Below are 21441 nucleotides of genomic sequence, written 5' to 3' on the forward strand. Positions count from 1 at the left end.
GCGGTTCGCGCCTCAGCGCTGGGTGACTTCGACCGGCGCGCGCAGCCACGGCGTCGGCACGAGCGGCACGCTCGTCACCGGCTGATCGGCGCCCACATCGCGGACGAGCACCGCGGCGTGGACGGGCGCGGCGTCCGCTGATCCGTCATCTCGCAGCAGCCACACCGTGGCGTTCTTCGGCACGTCCACACTCGCCCAGCCGTTCGCCGGGACGTCGAGACGTCGGCGCGTCGCTTTCCCGGACGGATCGCTGACGACGAGCGTCACCGACGTCGCCCTCCCTTCGCCCATGACGACGAGTCGGCCGGCGTGGCGCGCCCCGTCGAGACTGGCACCGGCTGCGGCATCAAGCGCCGGGGCGGCGGGCACCCAGGTGAAGTCGCGCGATTTCTTGGACGCCGAGGACGCAAAGGCGGAGGCGATGATGTTCTCCTGCGAGCTCGCGCGCACCGCGGCGACGTCGTCGTCGATGCCGTCGAGCGTGACGTCGAGGCTGCGCCCGACGGGCACCGTCACGACGCGTTCACTCACGTCACCGGCGTCCTTCCCGGACGCCTGGAGGCGCACGACGGCCGCGCGGGAGCCTGGCGCCGCGAGACGCACACGTACGGAGCGGTCGACGACCGGCACGCCGGGCATCTCCTGCACCGGCGCGGGCGGTGCGTACTGGGCGGCGACGTCGTCGCCCTTGCGCTCGGTTTCGCCGACGCGGTCGCGGACACTCGCGACGACCGCACCGTCCTCACTACGGACGTGAACGACGACCGCAGCGTGCGCGAGAGCGTCCGCGGGGATGTTGACGCTGACGCGTCCATGCGCGGGCACGGCCTTGTCGGCGATCGCGGCGGAGTCGAGCGCGCCGTCAGCCGCGCGGACGTCGACGTCGACGGACACCGCGCGTGCGCCCGGGTTGACGAGGGTGACGGTGAGCAGCCTGCCGGGTTGCTTGTCCCCCACCGGAATCCACGCCTCGGCCGTGGCCTGGGTGCAGGCCTGCGCGCTCACGGCGCCGTTCGCCTCGTGGAACTGCGTTGCCGTGATGCCGGGCGCCGAGGCGCCTCGCGCGACGACGTCGAGGGGCCCGTTCTTCCAGGTGCGGGTCATGCTGTGGCCGCGCGCGAGCGTCACGGCTGAGCTGTGACCCGCCTCGTTCACCTGCAGCTGCCCCCCGCCGCCGAGCATCGACGACAGCTGCATCGGCGCCGACGCGAGCGCCAGCGTCGCCGCGTCCTTGCCCTCGCCGCCCGGGCACACGAGCGACGCCGCGTCGACGGGCATCGCGGCGGCGCGGGCCGTCGGCGCCGCTGCCTTCGGCGGGTGGACGGGCGCGGCCTGCGCTGCCAGGACGACGGCGCCCGTCCCGGCGGCAAGGACGCCGGCGCGGATCCACCCCTGAGCGCCCCACGTGCGTGGCCGACTCGTGCGCGAACGGCTCATGCGCGCACCTTCTTCCGCGTTCCGAACGGCAGCGCGAGGAACGCGACGACACCGAACAGGCCGAGCTGCGCCCAGCGCCAGCCGCGCCACGCCGTCCCGGGATCGATCTCCAGACGACCGCCCGCAGCGCCCAGTTCGTAGGTCGGCAGGTCGCCTGCGACGTGCCGCAGGGGGCGGCCGTCGAGCGTCACGCTCGCGTGCTCGGCGAAGCCCGGCCCAGCCGCGACGGCCACGCGTCGCGCGGCAGCGCCCGCGGGCAGCGTCGTCGAGACGCGCGCATGGTCGCCGCTCACGGGCACGATCGTGCGATTCTCGCCGTCCGTGACGACGACGCGGGCGGCGCGCTCGGCGCCCTCTCCGTCGACGTGGTAGAGCGAGGTGCCGGCGGTGCTCGCCATGGGCGTGAGGCCGTCCACGCCGTCGAGTTCGAGCGAGCGTGCCCCGGGCTCCTGGGTTGCGCTCACGTACGCGACGCCGGCTTCGCGCAGCGCGCGCGCCGCGTCGGATCGATCGGCCGTGGCGTCCGTCAGCGACCCGATCGCCCGCGTGACGGCGGCGGGGGTCCGCATCGTCGGGACGCCGGCGTCGGCAGCCGGCAGCCCGGCCTCGCGGCTGCGGACGGTGAAGTCGGCGGCGTCCGCACGCGCGTGAAGTTCGAGCACGAGAGCCGCGCGGGCGCTGTGTGCGTCGTGGGCGGCGATGGCCGGCAACGGGTCCTCGACGCACATCAACCGCGTGGTCGTCGGCGACGTCCAGGCCGCGCAGGCCGCCGTCCCGACGGTGACGAGGACGGTGCCCGCGGTGGCCCAGCGCAGCGGGGTGCCGCGCGCTGCGCGGCGGGTACGCGGAACGGTGGTCTCGCCGGCCGCGACGAGCGCGAGGGCGAGCAGGCAGGCGACGAAGGCCAGCAGCGGCAGGCCGGCCCACACGTGCCAACCGGGGTTCGCGCCGAAGGAGTGGCGCGGCACGATCATGGCCGCCCCCAGCGACGCGAGGGCACCGACGACGAGCACCCACCGCGCGGCGGCGAACGAGCGTCCGCGCACGGCGCCGAACAGCCCCGCGAGCAGCACGGGGATGCCGAGGACGAGCGGCGTCGACCCGGGCCCGCCGGGGTGGGCGAACAGCATCGCGACGGGGTCGGTGGCCGCCTCCTGCGTGAGGGTGCCGGGGCCGGCGACGAGCCGGGCGGGGTGACGCCACACCTCGACGCTCCAGTGCCCCAGCAGCAGCGGCACGAGGACGGCGACGGCAAGCGCCCGCCATTTCGCCGCGCGGCGACCGAACACGACGATGACGAGCAGGAGGACAGTGAGCGCCGGCAGGAAGGGCGGGGCGAACGCGACGAGCACGGTCGCGGCGAGAGCGCATGCGGCCACCGCACCGGCGCCGCCCGAGCGACGCGCGATCGCGGCCAACCCGGCCAGCGTCAACGGCACCATGATCGCGGCGACGAGGGCGCCCAGACGCCCGTCCGCCATGGCCCCCGTCAGCGGCGCGGCGCTGCCCCACAGCAACGCGACGACGGCACGCGGCCAGGGACGCCGCGTCACGACGCGGCCGGCCCAATAGGCGGCGAGGCCGGCCAGGACGGGCGCGGCGAGGAACAACCACGTGAGCGCGGCCTGGGCGCTCGCGGCGTCATCCGTCCACGGGAACACCGAGACGAGCCACGCGCCCGCCGCGAGGAACGGCAGATACGGCGCCGACGAGGCGGGATGCCCGTACCCGTCGCCCTGCCAGGCGTCGCGCCACGCGTGCCACCACGCGCTCGCGGAAGTGAAGCTCGGCTCGAGAGCGCCGCCCGCCAGGCCCGCTCCGCCACTCAGCAGGTCGGTGTCGAACGTGCGACGCGCGAGCACGGCGCTCAGTGCGACGAGAGCCAGGAACAACCACAGGCCGGGGTGACGCATGCCGCGCGCGACGATGCCGCGCGGAGCCGTCAGGTACTCGGCGTCCTGGGACGTGGGCCCGGTCTCCGACGACGCCGGGCTCGCACCGGCCGTCCGCGAACCGCTGGGCGTGACGGCCTCGACGAACGCCTCCCACGCGCGGGCGCGGCCGACGGAGGCGGGCACGAACAACGACCGCAACTGCGCAGTGCTGACGACGGCGCGACCGCGGAAGCGCCGGCGCGCGCCGAAGATGCGGGCCAGGCCGAAGGATGCGCTCGCCTGCCCCAACTCGGCCGCGGCACGCCGCGGCCGCTTGACGAGCAGCAGCGCGAGCGCGAGCAGCAGCGACGTCAGCGTCGTCCAGACCATCGCGAACGGCAGGCGCCACGCCGGTGTGCGCGCGAGGGCCACCTGACGGTGACGACGCAGCGTCGCAGCCGAGTGCGGCGCAGGACGATCGGGGTCACCCGCACGGCGCGACAGCGCACGTCGCTCGCGGCGGGTAGGGCGCGAGCCACCCCCGTCGATGGAGCGCAGCAGGTGCGCCGCGTCGAGATCCTGATGGGCGACGGCGTCGGGGATGACGGCCACCGCGTGCCCGGCGAGGTGGGCGCGCCAACACAGGTCGAGCCCGTCGCCGTCACCGTCGAAGGCGGGGTCGAATCCGCCGAGTTCGAGATAGACGTCCTGGCGCACGAGCATGCCGGAGCTCGCGACGGCGAGCACGTCGCGGCGAAGATCGTGCTGGCCCTGGTCGAGTTCGCCGCCATGCGTGCGCGCGACGTGCCGGCCGCTCGTCGTGACGTCGATGCCCACGTTGACGAGCCGGTCTGGGCGGTCGAGTTCGTGGATCTTGCAGCCGAGGATGCCGAGTCGTTCGCTGCGTCCGGCCGCCCTCAGCTGGGCGGCGAGGGCCGTCGGCAGCGGCGCCGAATCCTCGTGGAGCAACCAGAGCCAGTTGTACCGGTCGTTCGGGTGGCTCTCGCGGCGACGTGCACGGCGTCGGGTGCGTAGCGCGACGACGTGGTCGCTGGAGCGTGCGGGCAGCGCCTGGACGGCGCGGTCGACGAGCGCGGCGAACGCCTCGTCGTGCGAGGCGGTGACGACGGTGACGTCGAGCGCCCGCAGGTCGGCGCGCTCGCGGGCCATCGCGTCGAGGGTGTCGCGCACGCGTCCGGCGGCGCTACCGTCGACGATGACAAGGCGGTCGGGGCGGCGCGTCTGCGCGCAGACGGCGGTGACGGTGGCGTCGAGCCAGGGCTGATGGGCGTCCCGCGCGATGAGGACAGCGGTGACGAAGGGGTGTGCTGGGGAGCCGTCGTGCAACTCGTCGACGCCGTTGACCTGGGTCGCCGACACTTCGCTCAGACCGCGCGCTTCTTCAGCTTGCGGCGTTCGCGCTCGGACAGCCCGCCCCAGATGCCGAATCGCTCGTCGTTCTCGAGGGCGTACTCGAGGCATTCGGAGCGCACCTCGCACCCGACGCAGACGCGCTTCGCCTCACGGGTCGAGCCGCCCTTCTCGGGGAAGAAGGCCTCGGGGTCGGTCTGCGCGCACAGGGCGCGCTCCTGCCACGACAGCTCTTCCGTGTCGTCCAGGGCGTCGTGCAGGCTGATCAACTGCATGAATTCCTGCATGTCCGTCCTTTCGTGGTCGGCGGTCGCGGCGGGTGGGCCGGGCTCTGCGGTACGTCCCGATCATCGGCACGTCGGTCGTGTGGTCATCGTGATCCGCCGCTCGCGGCGGCCATATCACCGAGCGGTGACAACCCCCTGGTGACGCGACGATCCAGCCGATGATCCGCCGATGGCGAGCCGTCGAGAAGGTCGACGGTGACGCCCGGACGAAGGGCGTCGTGCGCAGCGGGCAGGTGGCAGCGAGAGCGAAGCGGTGGCGAGAACCAACGGTGTTATTACATCGGTGTCATTCGAGTGAGTCAAGCCGAACGGGTGACCCCGATCAGCCCTCGGCGGGGGTGGTCGAGGCCCTGCTGCGCCCCCGTGTCACACTGACACAATGCATGTGAGCGTCCTATCTAGTGGCCCCCTCTCCCGCCCGGCACTAGATGCGCTGTTCGGGCGAGAGTCCATCACCAACACGCCTTTGCTCGATGTGATCTACGTCACCAACACGTCGCATGACATCAGTCTCGCAGGTCTCAGGTTCTGCCCCAACCTCGACGCGGTGTGCCGAATTGCGGACGATGCGGTGCCGGGGACGCGCACAGCGGTCGTCTCTCTGCGGGACGCCGGTCTCATTCCGACCGGCGCGTGGGGCTGGCTCGACGATGAGGCCCTCGCCCAGGCCGTGGCCCGCACCTATCGCCACGCGCGGGGCACCGGCGCCGTCGCCGCAGCTCAGCAGCAGTGGACGCAGTGCCGCGGCGCGCAGAGCGAGACGGCTGCCGTCCTGCCGCTCACCGAAGAACCCATCGAACTGCACGTGCTCGAACCCGACGGCGACGGTGGGCAGGTCAGCCGTCACGCGCTGCGCTGGATCGAGGACACCGACCGCCGCGAGCCCGAGGGGTTCGTCGTCGCCGGCGTCGATCACGCCGACGCCGCGCCCGGCGTGCTCGACGCCGTGCGCAGCGCCGACGTCGTCGTCCTGCCGCCGATGTCGCCGATCCTCGACATGGCCGGATTCCTCGCGGTGCGCGGGATCCGCGACGCTCTGCGCGGCACGTCGGCGCGCGTCGTGGCGCTCAGCCCCATCGGCCTCGACGGGCACCGCCCCGCCGGCGTCGACGCCGCGAGCTGGCGACTCACCGGGGCGACTGCGTCATCAGCAACCCTCGCCCGCCTGTACGCCGACTTCGTCGACGCCCTCGTCATCGACGACGCCGAGGCGCCGACGCGCTACCCGTCGTCACTCACCGTGACGCGAGCGCCCATGCGGGCCGCCCTCGCGGGTGACGTCGACGCCGCCGCCCGGCTGCGCGCCGTCGTCCTGGGTGACGCTGCCCTGTTGTCGTAGTCAGCTCCCCCGCGGCGTATGCGTTTCACCAGGTGCGCGTCGGCAGGTGCGACGGCAACGTCATGCGTGCGCCGTGGCGTGGGCGCGGCGGGCCGCCGGCGAGGATGAGGCGCTCGGCGCGAAACCGGTGCCCACGGTATGGCTCCAGCAGGCGCGCCATGCCGGCGTCATCGGTGTCCTGGCCGATCAGCGCGTGCCCGATCTGCTTCGCGACGTGGTAATCCCTGAACGTCGGCGCATCGGCGTCACCCCAGGCCGTCTGCGCGACCTTGGCACTCGTCCACACTCCGAGCCCGGGCACGGACCGCAGGCGAGCGTGGGCCTCGGCGTGCGGCAGGTCCGCCGTCCGCTCGAGCGCGTCGGCGTGGTCGAGCGCTCGCATGATCGTGCGCGACTGCGGTGGCTCGACGCCGGCCTGCAACCACGCCCAGGACGGGATGCGTCGCCACCCCCGTGCGTCCGGCGCGGCGTGCATGCGGGCGACGGCATGCGCCTGCGGGCCGGCTGCGCGCACGACCTCCGCGGGCGTCGGGATGGGCGTGCCGTAGCGGCGTACGAGCACCCGAAACCCGCCGAACGCCTGCTTGCCGGTGACCTTCTGCTCGAGGATGCTCGGCACGAGCGAGGTGATGACGAGTCCCGTGCGCGGGGCGCGCCAGTGACGATGGTGCGGCTGGCGCAGTGCCGCCGTCACCCGGTCGTGACGGGCCACGAACCCGGACGGGTCGTCGTCACCGCCCAGGATGCGAGGCACCCGACCCTGGAACCACGCCGCACCCGGGCCGTAGGCCCGCAGCTCGACGCGGTCGGGACGCTCGGCGCGCGCGCTGCCATCGGGCATGGCGGCGGTTCGCGGCTCACAGCCCGCCATCCCACCGAGGCCCGGCCTATCCGCTCGTGCGGCTCCGGGCGTCGCTACGGGTGCACCGCCACGCACGGGCATCGAGCGCCACCACGTCAACGCCGGCCCGAGGGGCGTCGTCACCGCCCACCACAACTGCCGTTCGCCGATGACCATGCTCGGGTCGCCCACGCCGCGGCGCAGGGCGCCGAGGATCTGCGCTAGCGGCACCGGCCGGCCGGGTTCCCACACCTCGAACAGGTCGGCCGACATGGCGCCGGGCGCGCCCGCCCCGTCGGCCCCGTGGACTGTGTCGCCCCCGCCGGCCCCCTCGGCCGCGTCAGCGACGTCCATCAGACCCACGCTCCTCGAGGCCGCGGGAGACCACAGCACTCACCTCGCGCTCCACCTCGTCGAGTGGAACCCGCTCACCGAGGAACGCCTCGAAGATCCCGGCTTGCTCGGGCGAGACGTCGGTGTCGAGGTGCGCCACGCTCGGCTCACTCACCCACACGACGGGCATGCCGACCATGGCCGACAGGTTGATGAGGGCCGTGCTCGGCCCGCCGAGCGCCAGGCTCGCACGCACGACGTCCGGGTCGAGCTCGGCGGTGCCCCGCGAGAGCATGATGTCGAACTCCGCGTACCGGGCGCGATCTTCGGCGGGGTGCGGACGCACGAGCGGTCGCAGCCCGGCCGCGGCCGCGGCGTCCGCGAGGCGTCGCACGTACGCGAGGTAGGCCTCCGGCGAGCACCAGCCGAGGTCGACGACCGGCTGGGTGAGGATGACGGCGCTCGCGTCGCTGCCGGGGCGCGCGTCGCCCAGCTCGCGTCCGAACTCGGCGGCGACGGCCGGCAACACCTCCCACGATGATCCGACCGAACGGAACGTCGGCCACCGCAGCGTCGTGCAGGCGCGCGCGATGGCCGCGGTGACGAGCGTGCGCGCTGCGGCCTTCGCCGCCGGGGTGCCGTGACGCTCCAGCGCCGCCCGCCGCGAGTCACGCGAAGCGTAGGAGCCGATGCCCTCGTCCGTGACGACGACCTCGATGCGCCGCGTCGGGTTGGCTCGTCGCAGCCGGGCGACGGCCTTGAGCCCCGGCGCGCCCACGGCGACGTAGAGGCAGCGGGCCGCGTCGTCGAATCGCCATCCGGGCATCCCGTCTTCGACGGTGACGCTCCCGCCCTGAGGCAGCAGCTCGCGCGCGTCGTCGACGGTGACGGCGGCGGAGGCGAGGAACGCGGGCGCGGCGACGAACGAGACGCGGATCGGCGTGACCCCGTCGACGAGGGTGCGCACGTAGGAGGCGATGTAGACGAGGTGACTGCGGTTCTTCACCCCGGTGATGGCGACGTGGATGCCCCGCGTGCCCTGCGCGTCGAGCGACGCTGGGCGGCCGCTCGAACGAGTGAGTCTGCGACGCAGCGAGGTTGCGGCCCCCATCACAGCACCGGGGGCCGGCCGAGACGCGTCAGCCGGGCGACGGTCGACCACGACATGACGCGCCGCTCCCCCGCGTCGGTCCGCACGCCCTCGACGAAACCGTCGAACCAGGTCTTGAGTGCGTCCTTGTCCTTGACGCGCAGCACGGTGATGGCGGCCCAGTTGCCGAGGTAGAGGGGCACGAGCGGCGCCGGCAGGTTGCGCTTGGCGACCCACACCCGGTTGCGCGCGTTCATCCGGTAGTACACGGCGTGACGCGCGGGGCTCGTCGCGGGGTGCTGGACGGTGATGCTCGGCACGTACTGGATGACCCAGCCGGCGTCGATGAGCCGCCAGGCGAGGTCGATGCCCTCGTGGCCGTAGAAGAACGCCCCGGGCCAGCCGCCGACTTCCTCGAACGCGGTACGCCGGGACAGGTGGATGCCTTCGAGGAACCACGTCGCGGGCCCGGGCTTGCCGCCGCCTTCGACACGCAGGCGCGGAATCCATCGCCGCGGCGTCGGCTTGCCCGTCGGATCCTGCCCCAGCGGGCCGATGACGGCGTTCTTCGGGTCGCGTTCCATCTCTCGCACCATGTCGGCGAGGACGTGGTCGTTCGGCAGGGTCGCGTCGTCGTCGTAGAAGAAGAGGTAGTCACCGCGCGCCTTGGCTGCCCCGATGTTGCGCCCGCCCGGGATGCCGAGGTTCTCCGGCGAGTACAGGGCGCGCACGAGGTCGGGGAACGGCCACGGGTTCTCGGCCGGATCCCACCCGTTGCCGAGCAGCACGACGTCGAGTTCGACGTCGCGCTGGGCGATGAGCGAGTCGAGCGCCGCCCGCAGATCGTCGGGGCGGTTGCCCATCGTCATGAGGACGACGCCGACCCTCGGCAGCGCCCTGCCCTCGGACGAGCCCGGTTCCGCACCCGGTTGTGTCATCATCATGTCTTTCCTCCGTCATGGGAAACCGTGGCGCTCACCGCACCTCGACTCAGCTGCCAGGCTAGAGTGCGCCGCCGACAACCCCGGAATCTCGGGGTTTTGCGCCGCTCAACGCCGCCGCGCGCGTCATGACGACGTCACCTCGAACCTCCGTGCGCCACGCCACCCGACCCACCGCGGCATCCTCCAGCACGTCGGCCGGCACGGCGAGCCCATGGCGCGAGAGCCACGTGATGATCGGGACGTCGGCGAGCTTGGCCAACGCTTCGGCGCGCGTCCAGGCCCCGGCGAACTCGACCGGGTCGTCCACCCCGAACCGCCGTACCAAGGACGCCCGCACCGGCGCGACGATCTCGGCGTCGATGACGAAACGCGCGCTCTCCCTCACCCGTTCGGGCACACACCAGCCGAGGCCGGTCCCGTCGGCGAGGTAGCTACGCGCGGCGTCGGGAAACGTCGTCGCGTTGACGTCGGCGGCGCGCACGACGTCGCCGTCACGCACGGCGGCCTCGAGCACCACACATGCGGGTGAGGTGTTCGAGGCCGGTGGCCGCGTCGTGGGGTCGTTCAGATCGAGCCGCCGCCGTCGATCGTCAGCACCATGCCGTTGATGTTCGTGTCTTCGAACAGCAGCATGCGCAGCGTCGGCGTGATGTTCTCCGGCTCGACGAGACGGTTCGTCGGCGTCCGGCGGGTGATCGTCGACAGCTGCTCGGTGCCGAGCACGGAGCTCATCTCCGAGGCGAAGAAGCCGGGCGCGATCGAGTTGACGAGGAATCGCCCGTGCATCTCCCGCGCGAGCGAGCGCGTCGCGGCGTCGAGGCCACCCTTCGTCGCCGAGTACGCGACGAGGCCGGCGTAACCGCGCTGCGCGCAGACGCTCGTCACGTTGACGATGCGGCCCTTGCCGACCTTCGCCATCGCGTGACGCATGAACGCGCGCGTGACGAGCAGCGTCGCCGTCAGGTTGGTCGAGATGATGTCCTCGATGCGCTCCGGCGTCGTGTGCAGGTGCAGCGAGTCCTGACCGATCGCCGCGTTGTTGACGAGTGCGTCGATCGGGCCGAGCACCTTCGCGGCGTCCTTGATGAACGACGTGACGGCCTTCGAATCCGTGATGTCGACCGAGCCGACGTACACGCGCTCCGGGTTGGCGTCCATGAGCTGCTGCAGTTCGGGCGTGACGGTGCGGGCGAACGCCGCGACCTTCGCGCCGTTCGCGAGCACCTCCTCGACGAACGCGAGGCCGAGGCCGCGCGAGCCTCCGGAGATGAGGACGCAGGAGGCTGCGGGGATGACGTTCGGCTCGTTCGTGGTCTCAGACATCGCTCTTCAGGCTCTCCTTGATCGGGATCTCACTCAGGTACTTGACGCGGCGTGGCACCGCGTATTCGGGCAGTCGCTCGGCGCACCACGCCTGCAGCGCAGCCTGGTCGGGGGCATCGGGGTCACCCTTGGCGAGGCCGTCGCGCAGGACGACGTCCGCTGCGACGACGTTGCCGACGAGCGGCGCCTTGCGCCCGCGCACGGCGGCCCAGGCGACGTCGGGGTGCTCGAGCAGCACTGCCCGCACGGCGCCCGCGGACGCCTTCGACCCGCCGACGTTGATCTCGTCGCTCGCGATGCGGCCGGTGATGACGACGCGTCCTTCGGCGATCTCGACGTGGTCGCCGGTGTGGATGACGGCGTCCATGCCCTCGGCGGCCTTCGGCGAAGCGATGAGCAGCTCACCGTCCTCGACGCTCAGGCGCGGGCGCCCGGCGACCTCGCGCTCCAGCCAGGTTTCGGGGAATCCGGCGAGCCCGTCGTGGACGGCGATCGCCGCACCGGCCTCGGAGCTCGCGTAGATCCATGAGATACGTGCGTCGGGGAAGACCTCACGCAGTCGGTCGAGGATGCCCTGGTCGACGGGTTCGCCGCCGAGCGTGATCTGTTCGAGCTTCAGCTGGGCGAGCACGTCACCGTTGCGCCACAGCGCTTGACGCCAGAACGTCGGCGTGCCGGATGCCGCCGTCACGCCCGCCGCGAGCGCCTGCTGCGGCCACTCGTCGAGCTGCGAGGGTTCGACGAAGACGACGTCCTGCCCGGGCATCGTGAGCGAGAGGGTGACGACCTGCCACCAGGCGTAGGCGCCCGGGGTGTAGGGGCACAACCAGGTGCGCGCAGGCTGCTGCCCCCCGACGGTCGTCAACGACTCCAGGGTGTGTGCCACCTGCTTCGGACGCCCGGTCGAACCGGACGTCAGCAACCAGATGCGGCCCGCCTCGGGCTCGCGCGGCGCCGTAGCGGCCTCGAGCGTGACGCCGCCGGCGCTGTCGCGCACGAGCGTCAGCCCCCCGTCACGCAGCTGCGCCGCCTGCTCGTCCCCGATGCGCGACGCGGTCGCGATGAGCGTCTCGCGGCCCGGGTCGAGCGCTGCGTTCCAGGCGGCCTGAGCCGCCGCTCGGTGCCCCGAGACCAGGCAGGCCGCGGCGGGCGGCAGCGTCGGTGTGTCGGACGATGCGCCGTACGGCGCCTGCGCCAACTCAGCCCACGTGCCGTCGAACTCGCCGACGACGACGCGGTTGCCCGCGCCCGCAGGACGCGAGTCGAGCACCCCCGTCATTCGGCCTTCTGAAGCTCGTCGATGAAGTCGAGGACGTCTCCGACGGTCTCGATGGAGCGCAGGCCGGGCGCGTCGAAGTTGAGTTCGGTGTCGAGCTCGTCCTCGACCTGCAGGGCCAGTTCGGAGAAGTCGAGCGAGCGGAAGCCGATGGTGTCGAGGCGCGCGGCGTCGTCGGCGGGCAGTTCCTTGCCCTGGGCGGCGAGGACCTCGCCCATCATCGTGCGGACCTGATCGCGGCTGAGCGTGCTCATGACTTCACCTTTGCTCGATGCTGTGACGGCCCGGCGCTCACTCTGCGCGCCGCTGGGGGCGCAGCATGCCTGCCGTGGCCTGTTTCCTTACGGGGTAGTCTAGACATTCCGGCTGTCTGCGCCATTTCGTGCGTTTCGGCACCCGGCCCAGCCGTATTCGAGGGAGATCGACGATGCTTCGTCCCGCCACCGACGCCGACCAGGAGAACGTGCGCACCTGGCGCAACCATGACGAGGTGCGAGCCGTGTCGCTGACGCAGCACGTCATCAGCGCTGACGAGCATGCCGCGTGGTGGGCGAACACGAAGGACAACCCGTCGCGTCACGTGCTCATCTACGAACGCGGTGGCGTGCCGTCGGGCGTCGTCACCTTCTTCGACCTCGACGTCGACGCGAAGACGTCGTGGTGGGGTTACTACCTCGACAACGACGGCCTCACCGCGCGCGGTGAGCTGCTGCCGGCGTGGATCCAGATCCAGCGCGAGGCCGTCAAGTACGCCGACGCCGAACTCGGTCTGGACTCTCTCGACGCCGAGGTGCTCGAGATCAACGAAGGCGTGCGCCGGTTCAACAAGCGCAACGGCTTCACCGAGCTGGAGACGCAGACCCGCGAGATCGGCGGCGAGAACGTCGCCGTCATCCACGTGCGCCGCGAGCGCCCCCGCACCGACCGCCAGGAGCCGACATCATGACGCAGAACCCGAACCAGAACATCCGCATCGGTGACGTCGAGGTCGGCCCAGGCGCCGAGCCGTACATCATCGCGGAGATGTCGGGCAACCACAACGGCAGCCTCGAGACCGCGCTCGACATCGTCCGCATGGCCGCAGCACAGGGCGCGCACGCCATCAAGCTGCAGACGTACACGGCCGACACGATCACGATCGACGTGCGCACCGACGAGTTCAAGATCTCCGGCGGGCACGAGCTGTGGGGCGATCGCTACCTCTACGACCTCTACACGGAGGCGCACACCCCGTGGGAGTGGCACGAGCCGATCTTCGCGCTCGCGAAGGAGCTCGGCATCCACGCCTTCTCCTCCCCCTTCGACCCCACGGCCGTCGACTACCTCGAGAAGCTCGACGTGCCCGCGTACAAGATCGCGAGCAGCGAGATCGTCGACCTGCCTCTCATCCGCTACGCGGCAAGCAAGGGCAAGCCGATCATCATCTCGACGGGGATGGCCTCGCTGGGTGAGATCAACGCGGCCGTCGAGGCGGCGCGCAGCACGGGCAATGAGCAGATCATCGTGCTCGCCTGCACGGCCAACTACCCGGCCGACCCGAGCGAGTCGAACCTGCGCGGCATCCCCGTGATGCGCGACGCCCTCGGCACGCTCATCGGCTACTCCGACCACACGATGGGCATCGGCGCGGCTGTCGCCTCCGTCGCGCTCGGCGCGGTTCTCGTCGAGAAGCACGTGACGCTGAACCGCGAGGACGGCGGCGTGGACTCGGCGTTCTCGTCCGAGCCGGAGGAGCTGAACCAGCTCGTCACGCAGACGAAGATCGCGTGGCAGTGCCTCGGCGAGCCGCGCATCGGCGCCCGCGCGCAGGAGAAGGAGGGCCTGCGCTTCCGCCGCAGCCTTTACGTCGTCGAGGACGTCAAGGCCGGCGACGTCGTGACGGCGCAGAACGTGCGCTCCATCCGCCCCGCGAACGGCCTGCCCACCGACACCTTCGACACGCTCGCGGGTCGCACCTTCACTCAGGACGCTCCCAAGGGCACCCCCATGTCCTGGGACCTGGTCTGATACGCGCCTAACGAAGGAAACGCATCGCCGTGAGTGATACGCCCCTGCTGTCGGTTGTCGTCCCGTTCTACGGGGTCGAGGACTACCTGCTCGAATGCCTTCAGTCGTTGCAGGCCCAGACGCTGCGAGACATCCAGGTCGTGCTCGTCGACGACGGCTCCCCCGACGACAGCATCGAGATCGCCGAGGCCGTCGCGGCCTCCGACGAGCGTTTTCAGGTCGTGCGCCAGGCGAATGCAGGCCTCGGCCCGGCCCGCAACACAGGCCAGGCCCACGCGGTCGGCGAGTTTCTCACGTTCGTCGACTCCGACGACATCGTGCCGCACCGCGCGTACGAGCAGATGGTCGCGTCGCTGCGCTCGTCCGGTTCGAGCTTCGCGGTGGGCAACGCGCGCCGCTTCTCGCGCACGTCGGGCGTCCGCCAGTCGTGGGCCCACGCACGACCGTGCGCGAAGGACGCCATCGCGACCCACATCCTGGAGCGGCCTACCCTCGCGTACGACCGCATGGTGTGGAACAAGATATACCGGCGCGACTTCTACGAGGAGTACAGGTACGCCTTCCCGCCGATCAAGTACGAGGACTGGCCGGTGACGATGCGGGCCCACCTCGATGCGCTCACGGTCGACGTGCTCAAGACGCCTACGTACTACTGGCGTGAGCGCGAGTCCGGCGACTCGATCACGCAGCAGGTGTTCAAGTACGAGAACCTGCTTGACCGCGTCATCAGCGCCGAGCAGGTCTTCGACGTCCTGGATCGCCAGGCCTCCCCCGTGGTGCGTTCGATGGCGCACCGACACCTGTTGGAGATCGACATGGTGGCTATCGCGCAGGCGTTCGCCGTCGCCGAGGCGTCCGATGTTCCCCGTCTGCTGGAGCTCTCGTTGCGCTTCGTCGAGCGCCTCGAACCGCCGCACTCGGGTGAATCGCGGTACAATACCCTGCAGTATCACGCGCTGAAGGCCGGTGACGCCGATCTCTTGCGCGAACTCGCTATCTTCCGTGACGCCGGCGGGCTGGCCGGCGGCACGAGTGTGAGCCGATCCCGTCTCAAGCCCTGGCGGTGGAACCTCAACTACCCCGGCCGCACCCATCGGGCGACGCCGAACAACCTGTACGAACTGCCCTTCACCGCCTTGAAGTTGCAGACCTTGGTCACGTCCGCGCGAGCGACGAGCGAGCGCCTCGACATCGAGGCGACTGCTCAGATCGGCCATCTCCAGGCGGGCGACGACGACGCCGTCGCGGTGAACCTCGTCAACGGCATCACCCGCATCCCGCTGGAGGTCGAGACCTTCGACACGATCGACGCCTTCCGCGGCCGCAGCCGCGTCGGCCTTCGCTTCGGCGTCGATCTCGAGTCGTTGCGTGGCCGCCACGACCTCGTCTGGCCCCTCCGCTTCGAGGTGACCCGCACGAGCGCTGGCGTCACCCGCACGAGCCCGCTGACGGGCGCGGGCGCAGGGTCCGCCCAGTACCCGCAGGGAGCCTTCTTCGGCCCAAGCCAGTTCCTCCAGCCGGGCCTCACCTCGGGCAACGTGTACTGCATCCATCGGGTTGCCTTCCCCACGGTCGTCGAGGTGCTGGAGGCCTCGGACGGCGCGTTCGTCGTGCGTGGCACCATCGCCGAACCGGCCCGCAACGCGGCCGTCGTCGTCGTCCGCCCCGACGGTGCTCTGACCTTTCCCGCCACGCTGGAATCCGGCCTCGACGGCATCCAGCACTTCACGGCCCGCCTTGACCCCGCCGTCGTGCTCGACGGCGATTCGAGCGACGACCCGTTCCTGCATACGGCAACGCGACGCGTCGCAATGCGTACGGAGTTCGGCGACGTCGACCTCACCTGGCCCGGCTACGACGCAGACGTCGAGATCACCCAGGACGGTCGCCGCGTCGCACTCACGCGCAGCCGCTTCGGGAACGCCACCCTGACCTTCGGCCCCCTCGTGCCACACGTGGACTCCGCCCGTCAGGTCGGCGACGACCTGCTGCTCGAAGGTACCCACCTGGGTCTGCCGGTCCAGGAAGGTCTCATGTGGCGCCTGTATCTGCCGGATTCGGACGAACATCTCGACATCCCCGTGGCCGTGGACGTCGACGGTTCCCGCTGGTCGTCGCGCACCACCCTGAGCTCCCTGCTGCCCGACGTCGATCGCCCGACCCAGCCGGGCGCTCCCGCAGCGGACTACAGCCTCTTCTTCCAGACGCAGGGGTATGACACCCCGGCGCCGATCGTGCCCTCGGCCCTCGGTGCCTTGCCGATCGAACGCCTCGTGGCCGGGCGCAACGTGCTCGTCACCTCCATCGCCGGTAGTACTCGAGTGCAGGTGCGCTGATGTTCCCGACCAACCAATCCTTCGGAAATTCCGTCGTCCTGGCTGCGGCAGCACGTCTGCCTCAGCCGCTGTTCCCGCCGACGATCCCCGGCTACGTCCAGCCATGGCTCGGTCAGGAGTCCAGCACTTCCGATCATCCTCGTGGCGTTCCTGCATTCGTGTGGGGCCCAGCCGCAAGGGAACGGCGCCACCGTGCCGGCTATCGCAATCACACTCCCATCGGCGCACCATGGCTGTACCTGTTGGCGCTCGAGGCGAATTCGGCCATCCCGGTGCCTCCGGTTCGCAAGGCACTGCTGCCGCCCGAACCAGAGCCGAACCGGTTGCTCTATTTCCCGCACCACGGGCTGCAGGGCGAGCTTGCCGCCCGAAGAACAGCCATAGCACTGGGGTCGCAGGCCCCTGAGACAACAATCGCACTGACCCACGAACAGGCTGCGTCCGAGGCGACGCGCCGGGCTTACGAGGATGTCGGTGCGCGCGTCGTGGATCTCGGGCCGGCGCGCCAGGAGGTGGGCAGCGTCGCCCCTTTCTTCCTGCAGCGAATTCTCCAACTCATACGAGTTCATCGTTCCGTGCGCACCGATGTCGTGGGCACGTATGCGCTCTTCGCCCACAGCGCCGGCGCCATCGTCGAGGCGCATGTACCACGTGAGCGCCTCGATGCCCTGGTCGAGCGCGAACTCGGCCCGTCATGCGTCATGCCCGCCCAAGAACTTCGTGCGATCTTCGATTGGAGCACTCATGTCTGAGGCCCTGTTCACCCTCCTCGCTGACGCTGTGCCCAGCGGCGTAGATGTCGTCGTGCTGGGATTCGAAGACGACGCTCGCGCGGCCATGCGGGCCCACAGCGCCCCGGGCACGGTGTTATTCGTGGACCGGATCGCCGACCTACCTGCGGACACCGAGACGCTTCTCGCCGGGCCCGGTTGGGAGGCCGCATTCTCGGAGACGGATGAGCGCACCTTCGTCGAACGGCTGGCCCGCCTCGCCGGCCAGGTGCGGTCCGGCGCCACGATGGTCGTGGCGCTCGACAATCCCCATTCGACAGCTCGTCTGCTCACGGCCACGCCGCGTGCACTGGCGTCGCACGACGTGGACGCCAGCGCCCAGGATGAAACTCGGCCCGCGTCGCCGCGAGCGTTCACCGAGGCGCTGCGCCAGGTCGGGTTCGCTGCGGCGAGCATCCACAGCCTCTTCGGTACGAACGAGCGCTGGTGCGTCCTAGACGAGTACGCTCTCGAGGCCGCACGGACGGCCGATTCGCTCTCCGGTCTCGTAGCCTCGGCCTGCTCGGCCGTGGATCGGGCCCCGGTGCTGCCGGCCGAGCAGTTCACGGAGGCTCTGGCGGCAGCGAACGCTCTGTTCACTGCAGCCGACGCGTTCGTCGCTGTCGTCGGCGGCCGCGGCCGCAGCATCTACCTCGGGGGCGCCGGTCAAGACGTGCAATGGCTCGATGGCTCTGCGGCGGATCGTCGGTGGGTTGTCGGCGGTTCGAGTGACGACCCGGATCGTCCCAGCACCGTGGCACTCGCGCCAACCGCGCACCGTCTCTTGCTCACGGCTGCGGCTGCGAGCGACACCGGTGCCTTCCGTGACCTTGCCACACGCCTCGCACAGTGGGTGGCCACCTCGTCCTCGCTCGACTCGCGCCGTGATCTCACTTGGCGCGACGTAGTCGTCGAGGGCGACACGGTCAGTCTCACGCTGGGGGCGCCGAGTGGTGGCCACGCGGTTGACCCGCTCCCCCGCGACGAGTTGCTCTGTCGCTGCTGGTCCCATTTCGTCGCTGCCGCTCGCATCGATCAACCCGAACTGCCCTGGCCTGACGCGCTGACGGACGACGAACTCGTGCACCTGTGGCTGTCCATGAGCGGCGTCGGCGAGGAGCGCGTGCGTGAGTTGGTCGAGGGGCGCGCGCGCGCCACGACGGACGACGACGGACTGTGGGCTGCTCGGCATGCTGCAGCGGCAGCGACGCGACGCATCGCCGCACTGGAGGACGAAATTGCGGCGCTCCAAGCCACCTTGCGCCTACGCGACACCGAGATGGCCGTGCGCGCCCGGGCGATTCGCTCACTTCGCGGCCAGGTGTTGAGTGCGTCGAAGAACCGCGACCTCATGGCCAAGGCCAACGCCGACATCAAGGGCTCGGCCGCGTTCAAACTCGCGTCTCAGTTCCGCAAGGCTGCGCTGATCACCCGTCCCAAGCTCCTCGTGCGCGAACTCGGCAAGGCTGCTGACACGCGAGTTCGTGCCCTGCGACGCGCGGGCTGAGTGGGGCCGACAGACCGGATACGTGCAAGAGCGCACGGCCGCTCCTCTGAGGGGTGAGCGGTGCGCTCTCGCGCGTATCTCAGTCGAGAAAGCGTCTCTTGGCCTGCTTGAGCGGACCCATGGCGACGTTGCCGAGGCGATACGTCATCGAACGTCGCAGGTCCTCGGCGGACTTGCGCAAGGCCTCCTGCTGCTGGCGGGCGAGGGCCAGCTCGGCCGACTGTCGCTGCGCCCGGCTTCGCAGCTCACGCTCACGCAGGTTGAGGCGGCTCTCGAACCAGTTCGCGCGCGAGGCGAGGGCTTTGTTCTTCTCTTCCAGGCGCTCGATGACGGCGAGCAAGCCGGAGACGTCGTGCGCGGGTAGGTCGAGCATGCTGGCGCGTTGGGCGAGCAATGCGTCCAGGTCATCCGGGGCTGCGAGGCCCGCCATCGCGCCGATCGTCGCGGCCATCGTCCGATCATCGGTGGCTGCCGGCCACAGGTGGAGCGAGCCACGTGCTCGGATGACAGCGACGAAGTCGACGACCGCCGCCCACAGTGCGTCATCCAGCCGGCTCGAGGCCGGCGCCGGGGCAACGGTGGTGAACGCGTGGTCGTCATCGCGAGCCAAGGCAACGAGCAGGTTGTCGAAGCGCAGGTCGCCGACCTCCGCATCGAGACGGCCCTCACGCGCTTGCCCACGGGCCCACCCCACCCATCGTGCCAGGAGGGTGCGAAGTCGAGAGGCGTCGCCGCTCGCGCAGGCGTCGAGCGCCTCTTCTGCGAACGGGCGTGCCTGCGCCGCGATGGCGATCTGCCGATCACCCTGGCGGATCGTCCCGGCCGCGCACTCGAAGCGGATGACGCCACCATCGAGGGTCGAGGCGAGCACCTCGAGTTCCCCGCTCGCCGCGACCGGGCGACCTGCCACGACGAACCAGCCCGACGGCATCTGCGCGAGGCGTCCGCCCAGCACGGCGGCGCGTGTGACCCGGGTCGGGTCCGCGCCGATGCGCCGCAGCGCTGGGGACGCGAGAGTGAGGGCATCGAGCAGGGTTCGACCCTCATCATCGATCGACATGGTGTTCCAGGCGAGCAGGGTGTGCTCGTCCCAGGTGGGCAGCAAGTCGGCGACGCTCACCTCGCGTAGCTCCGTGGTGGCGAGTGCCGCGTCGAGGGCATCTCGATGACGCGGGCGCGAGGCATCGAACGTCGCGAGGACATCCCACGCAGCATCATCGTTCTGGGTGTAGCGCGAGCGCAGGCTCGTGATGCGATGCAGGCCGAGCTCGTTCTCCACCGCGAGCGCGAGGCGGCCACCGGGTGCGACGCACGCGACGACCGCTTCGAACACCGCGGTCCACGTGGGTGTCACGTCCTCGAGCGAGGGCACCCTGGCCAGGTCGTCGAGAACGAGAACGACGTCGTACTCACCGAGCTTCTGCTCGACGTTCAGGATGTCGCCGCACACGACCTGTGCGGTGGGGCGGTCGACGAGCGCTTCGGCGTATGTCGCGCCGTCGGGGATCGATCGGGTGAGCACGGTCAACGCGCCGGCGAGGTCGGCCAACTCGGTCACGAGGTCGAGGGCCGTCGGGCCGACGACGAGGACACGGTCTCCGGCGTCGACGAGGTTGGCGACGACCTCACGCACCGCGGCGGAGGCAGGTGCCCCCATCCGTGCCACGTCCGACCAGTTCTGCATCGCGCCGCGCTCGAGGCGCATGAGGCCGGTGTTCTCCAGGTCGATCGTCATCGCAGCAGTTCCATCTCTTCGCCCCAGCCCAGAACGAGGCCGAGTTCTTCGGGTGTCATGAGGAAGTCACGGCCAAGTTCCTCGTCCGCGACCTGACGAGCGAGGTCGAGGTCGAGGTGCTCTCCGTGCAGTTCTGGAAAGGTCTTCTCCAGTAGGTGCGTGCCGTCGAAGCCCTGCTTGATGCCCGGGATGTCCATGGGATCGCCGTACACAGCCGGGTCGAGACCGGCGGCAATGCCGTAGAAGATCGCGGTCGACAAGCGGTTCGAGGCGACGCGCTCGTGCCGTCGCAGCTCGACGAGCTGTCGTTCGAGAAAGTTCGAGGTACCGCCCTGATAGAACGTGCCGCGCTTGCCGAGCGTGATGACGCGGAAACCCGCGTCCTCGTAACGCCGGCGAACCTCCTCCTGTTCGTACTCGACGTAGTACAGGCACATCGTCACAGGACCGTCACCCTCGACGTCCTTGATCTGTGCAATGAGGCGATCATGGTCTCCGTCGACGGCCTCGTAATCCACAGTTCCGTGGAACGGAAACCAGATGGTGCCTTCGCGCGCGCCCATATCGGTTCCGGTCTGCGGGCGCATGCGGTCGAGATAAAGGAAAGGCGCGCCGATCGTCACGTAGTCACGCCAGCCGATGGCCTGGCCCCGTCGGCGGTTGACGTCACCCCACACGTACTTGGCGAAGCCGTGCGGGGGGCGGTGGCCGTAGCCGAATCCGTGAACGAACGTCCAGCCGTGCTGGATCACGCCGTTGATCCGTGGGGGGTGCTCGCGGTCGAGCCCGCAGTACTCGGCGAGCAGGTGGGCGTGCCCGTACCAGTGGTTGCTGGAGTCCACGGTGGCGGCTCCTCCGGATTCGTCTCGTGGCGGCTTGCCGCGCGTCGCCACCGGGCAGTCCCGAGGCTAGACGGCGACACACCATGGTGCCACAGCGGGGCAGGCAACATCGAACGCAGATCGCCGCCC

18 protein-coding genes are annotated in these 21441 nt (G+C 70.7%); 6 read left to right on the forward strand and 12 right to left on the reverse strand.

Features of this window, described 5'->3' with window-relative positions; translation table 11 throughout:
* Window positions 1–12: 12 nt before the first annotated feature.
* From EDC82_RS09855 to EDC82_RS09865, 3 genes are read right to left on the reverse strand one after another with little or no spacing between them, the layout of a single operon-like run.
* Window positions 13–1437, reverse strand: a complete 1425-nt coding sequence (locus tag EDC82_RS09855; RefSeq protein WP_131941320.1) for a DUF5719 family protein — start codon at window positions 1435–1437, stop codon at window positions 13–15.
* Window positions 1434–4691, reverse strand: a complete 3258-nt coding sequence (locus tag EDC82_RS09860) for a glycosyltransferase (protein WP_160126219.1) — start codon at window positions 4689–4691, stop codon at window positions 1434–1436. The genes EDC82_RS09855 and EDC82_RS09860 overlap by 4 nt, the downstream gene beginning before the upstream one ends.
* A gap of 5 nt (window positions 4692–4696) precedes the next feature.
* Window positions 4697–4957, reverse strand: coding sequence for a WhiB family transcriptional regulator (locus EDC82_RS09865; RefSeq protein WP_167539850.1), 261 nt, complete (start codon window positions 4955–4957; stop codon window positions 4697–4699).
* Window positions 4958–5444: 487 nt separating this feature from the next.
* Here EDC82_RS09865 and EDC82_RS09870 point away from each other — a divergent pair, with 487 nt between their 5' ends.
* A complete protein-coding gene (locus EDC82_RS09870) occupies window positions 5445–6308 on the forward strand; it encodes a 2-phospho-L-lactate transferase CofD family protein (protein ID WP_051806026.1) in 864 nt (287 codons plus the stop codon).
* Between the two features lie 25 nt (window positions 6309–6333).
* Here the strand turns inward: EDC82_RS09870 and EDC82_RS09875 are convergent, their stop codons facing one another.
* The 7 genes from EDC82_RS09875 to EDC82_RS09905 are packed head-to-tail and all read right to left on the reverse strand — an operon-like array spanning window position 6334 to window position 12369.
* The gene (locus tag EDC82_RS09875; RefSeq protein WP_051806028.1) at window positions 6334–7503 is read right to left on the reverse strand and encodes a DNA-3-methyladenine glycosylase; all 1170 of its coding nucleotides are present in this window, start codon (window positions 7501–7503) and stop codon (window positions 6334–6336) included.
* Complete coding sequence (locus EDC82_RS09880) at window positions 7490–8593, reverse strand: hypothetical protein (protein WP_131941325.1); 1104 nt, start codon at window positions 8591–8593, stop codon at window positions 7490–7492. Before EDC82_RS09880 ends, EDC82_RS09875 begins: the two co-directional genes overlap by 14 nt.
* Window positions 8593–9516, reverse strand: coding sequence for a glycosyltransferase family 2 protein (locus EDC82_RS09885; RefSeq protein ID WP_131941327.1), 924 nt, complete (start codon window positions 9514–9516; stop codon window positions 8593–8595). Before EDC82_RS09885 ends, EDC82_RS09880 begins: the two co-directional genes overlap by 1 nt.
* A 58-nt stretch (window positions 9517–9574) precedes the next feature.
* Entirely contained in the window at window positions 9575–10033 is a 459-nt protein-coding gene (locus EDC82_RS09890) for a hypothetical protein (RefSeq protein WP_136788116.1), read from the reverse strand.
* A 47-nt stretch (window positions 10034–10080) separates the two neighbouring features.
* The gene (locus tag EDC82_RS09895; RefSeq protein WP_006943602.1) at window positions 10081–10839 is read right to left on the reverse strand and encodes an SDR family NAD(P)-dependent oxidoreductase; all 759 of its coding nucleotides are present in this window, start codon (window positions 10837–10839) and stop codon (window positions 10081–10083) included.
* The gene (locus EDC82_RS09900; protein WP_131941331.1) at window positions 10832–12118 is read right to left on the reverse strand and encodes an AMP-binding protein; all 1287 of its coding nucleotides are present in this window, start codon (window positions 12116–12118) and stop codon (window positions 10832–10834) included. The genes EDC82_RS09895 and EDC82_RS09900 overlap by 8 nt, the downstream gene beginning before the upstream one ends.
* Entirely contained in the window at window positions 12115–12369 is a 255-nt protein-coding gene (locus EDC82_RS09905) for a phosphopantetheine-binding protein (RefSeq protein WP_062258256.1), read from the reverse strand. The genes EDC82_RS09900 and EDC82_RS09905 overlap by 4 nt, the downstream gene beginning before the upstream one ends.
* A 173-nt stretch (window positions 12370–12542) precedes the next feature.
* Here EDC82_RS09905 and EDC82_RS09910 point away from each other — a divergent pair, with 173 nt between their 5' ends.
* The 5 genes from EDC82_RS09910 to EDC82_RS09930 all read left to right on the forward strand — a co-directional run bounded on the left by EDC82_RS09910 (window position 12543) and on the right by EDC82_RS09930 (window position 18735).
* Window positions 12543–13061 (forward strand): GNAT family N-acetyltransferase, encoded by a 519-nt coding sequence (locus EDC82_RS09910; protein ID WP_131941334.1) that lies wholly within the window; start codon window positions 12543–12545, stop codon window positions 13059–13061.
* Window positions 13058–14122, forward strand: a complete 1065-nt coding sequence (gene pseI / locus EDC82_RS09915; protein WP_131941336.1) for a pseudaminic acid synthase — start codon at window positions 13058–13060, stop codon at window positions 14120–14122. The genes EDC82_RS09910 and pseI overlap by 4 nt, the downstream gene beginning before the upstream one ends.
* A 29-nt stretch (window positions 14123–14151) precedes the next feature.
* Window positions 14152–16458, forward strand: coding sequence for a glycosyltransferase (locus EDC82_RS09920; protein WP_160126221.1), 2307 nt, complete (start codon window positions 14152–14154; stop codon window positions 16456–16458).
* Complete coding sequence (locus EDC82_RS09925) at window positions 16458–17210, forward strand: hypothetical protein (RefSeq protein ID WP_131941340.1); 753 nt, start codon at window positions 16458–16460, stop codon at window positions 17208–17210. Before EDC82_RS09920 ends, EDC82_RS09925 begins: the two co-directional genes overlap by 1 nt.
* 121 nt (window positions 17211–17331) lie before the next feature.
* Entirely contained in the window at window positions 17332–18735 is a 1404-nt protein-coding gene (locus EDC82_RS09930) for a hypothetical protein (RefSeq protein WP_131941342.1), read from the forward strand.
* A 79-nt stretch (window positions 18736–18814) separates the two neighbouring features.
* Here the strand turns inward: EDC82_RS09930 and EDC82_RS14560 are convergent, their stop codons facing one another.
* Window positions 18815–20470 carry a hypothetical protein gene (locus EDC82_RS14560; protein WP_160126222.1) on the reverse strand — a complete coding sequence of 552 codons (1656 nt, stop codon included), beginning with the start codon at window positions 20468–20470 and terminating at the stop codon, window positions 18815–18817.
* The gene (locus EDC82_RS09940) at window positions 20467–21312 is read right to left on the reverse strand and encodes a hypothetical protein (protein ID WP_038568978.1); all 846 of its coding nucleotides are present in this window, start codon (window positions 21310–21312) and stop codon (window positions 20467–20469) included. Before EDC82_RS09940 ends, EDC82_RS14560 begins: the two co-directional genes overlap by 4 nt.
* Window positions 21313–21441: the final 129 nt, after the last annotated feature.

It is taken from the genome of Dermacoccus sp. SAI-028, assembly GCF_004346775.1.
Classification (GTDB): Bacteria; Actinomycetota; Actinomycetes; order Actinomycetales; family Dermatophilaceae; genus Dermacoccus; species Dermacoccus nishinomiyaensis.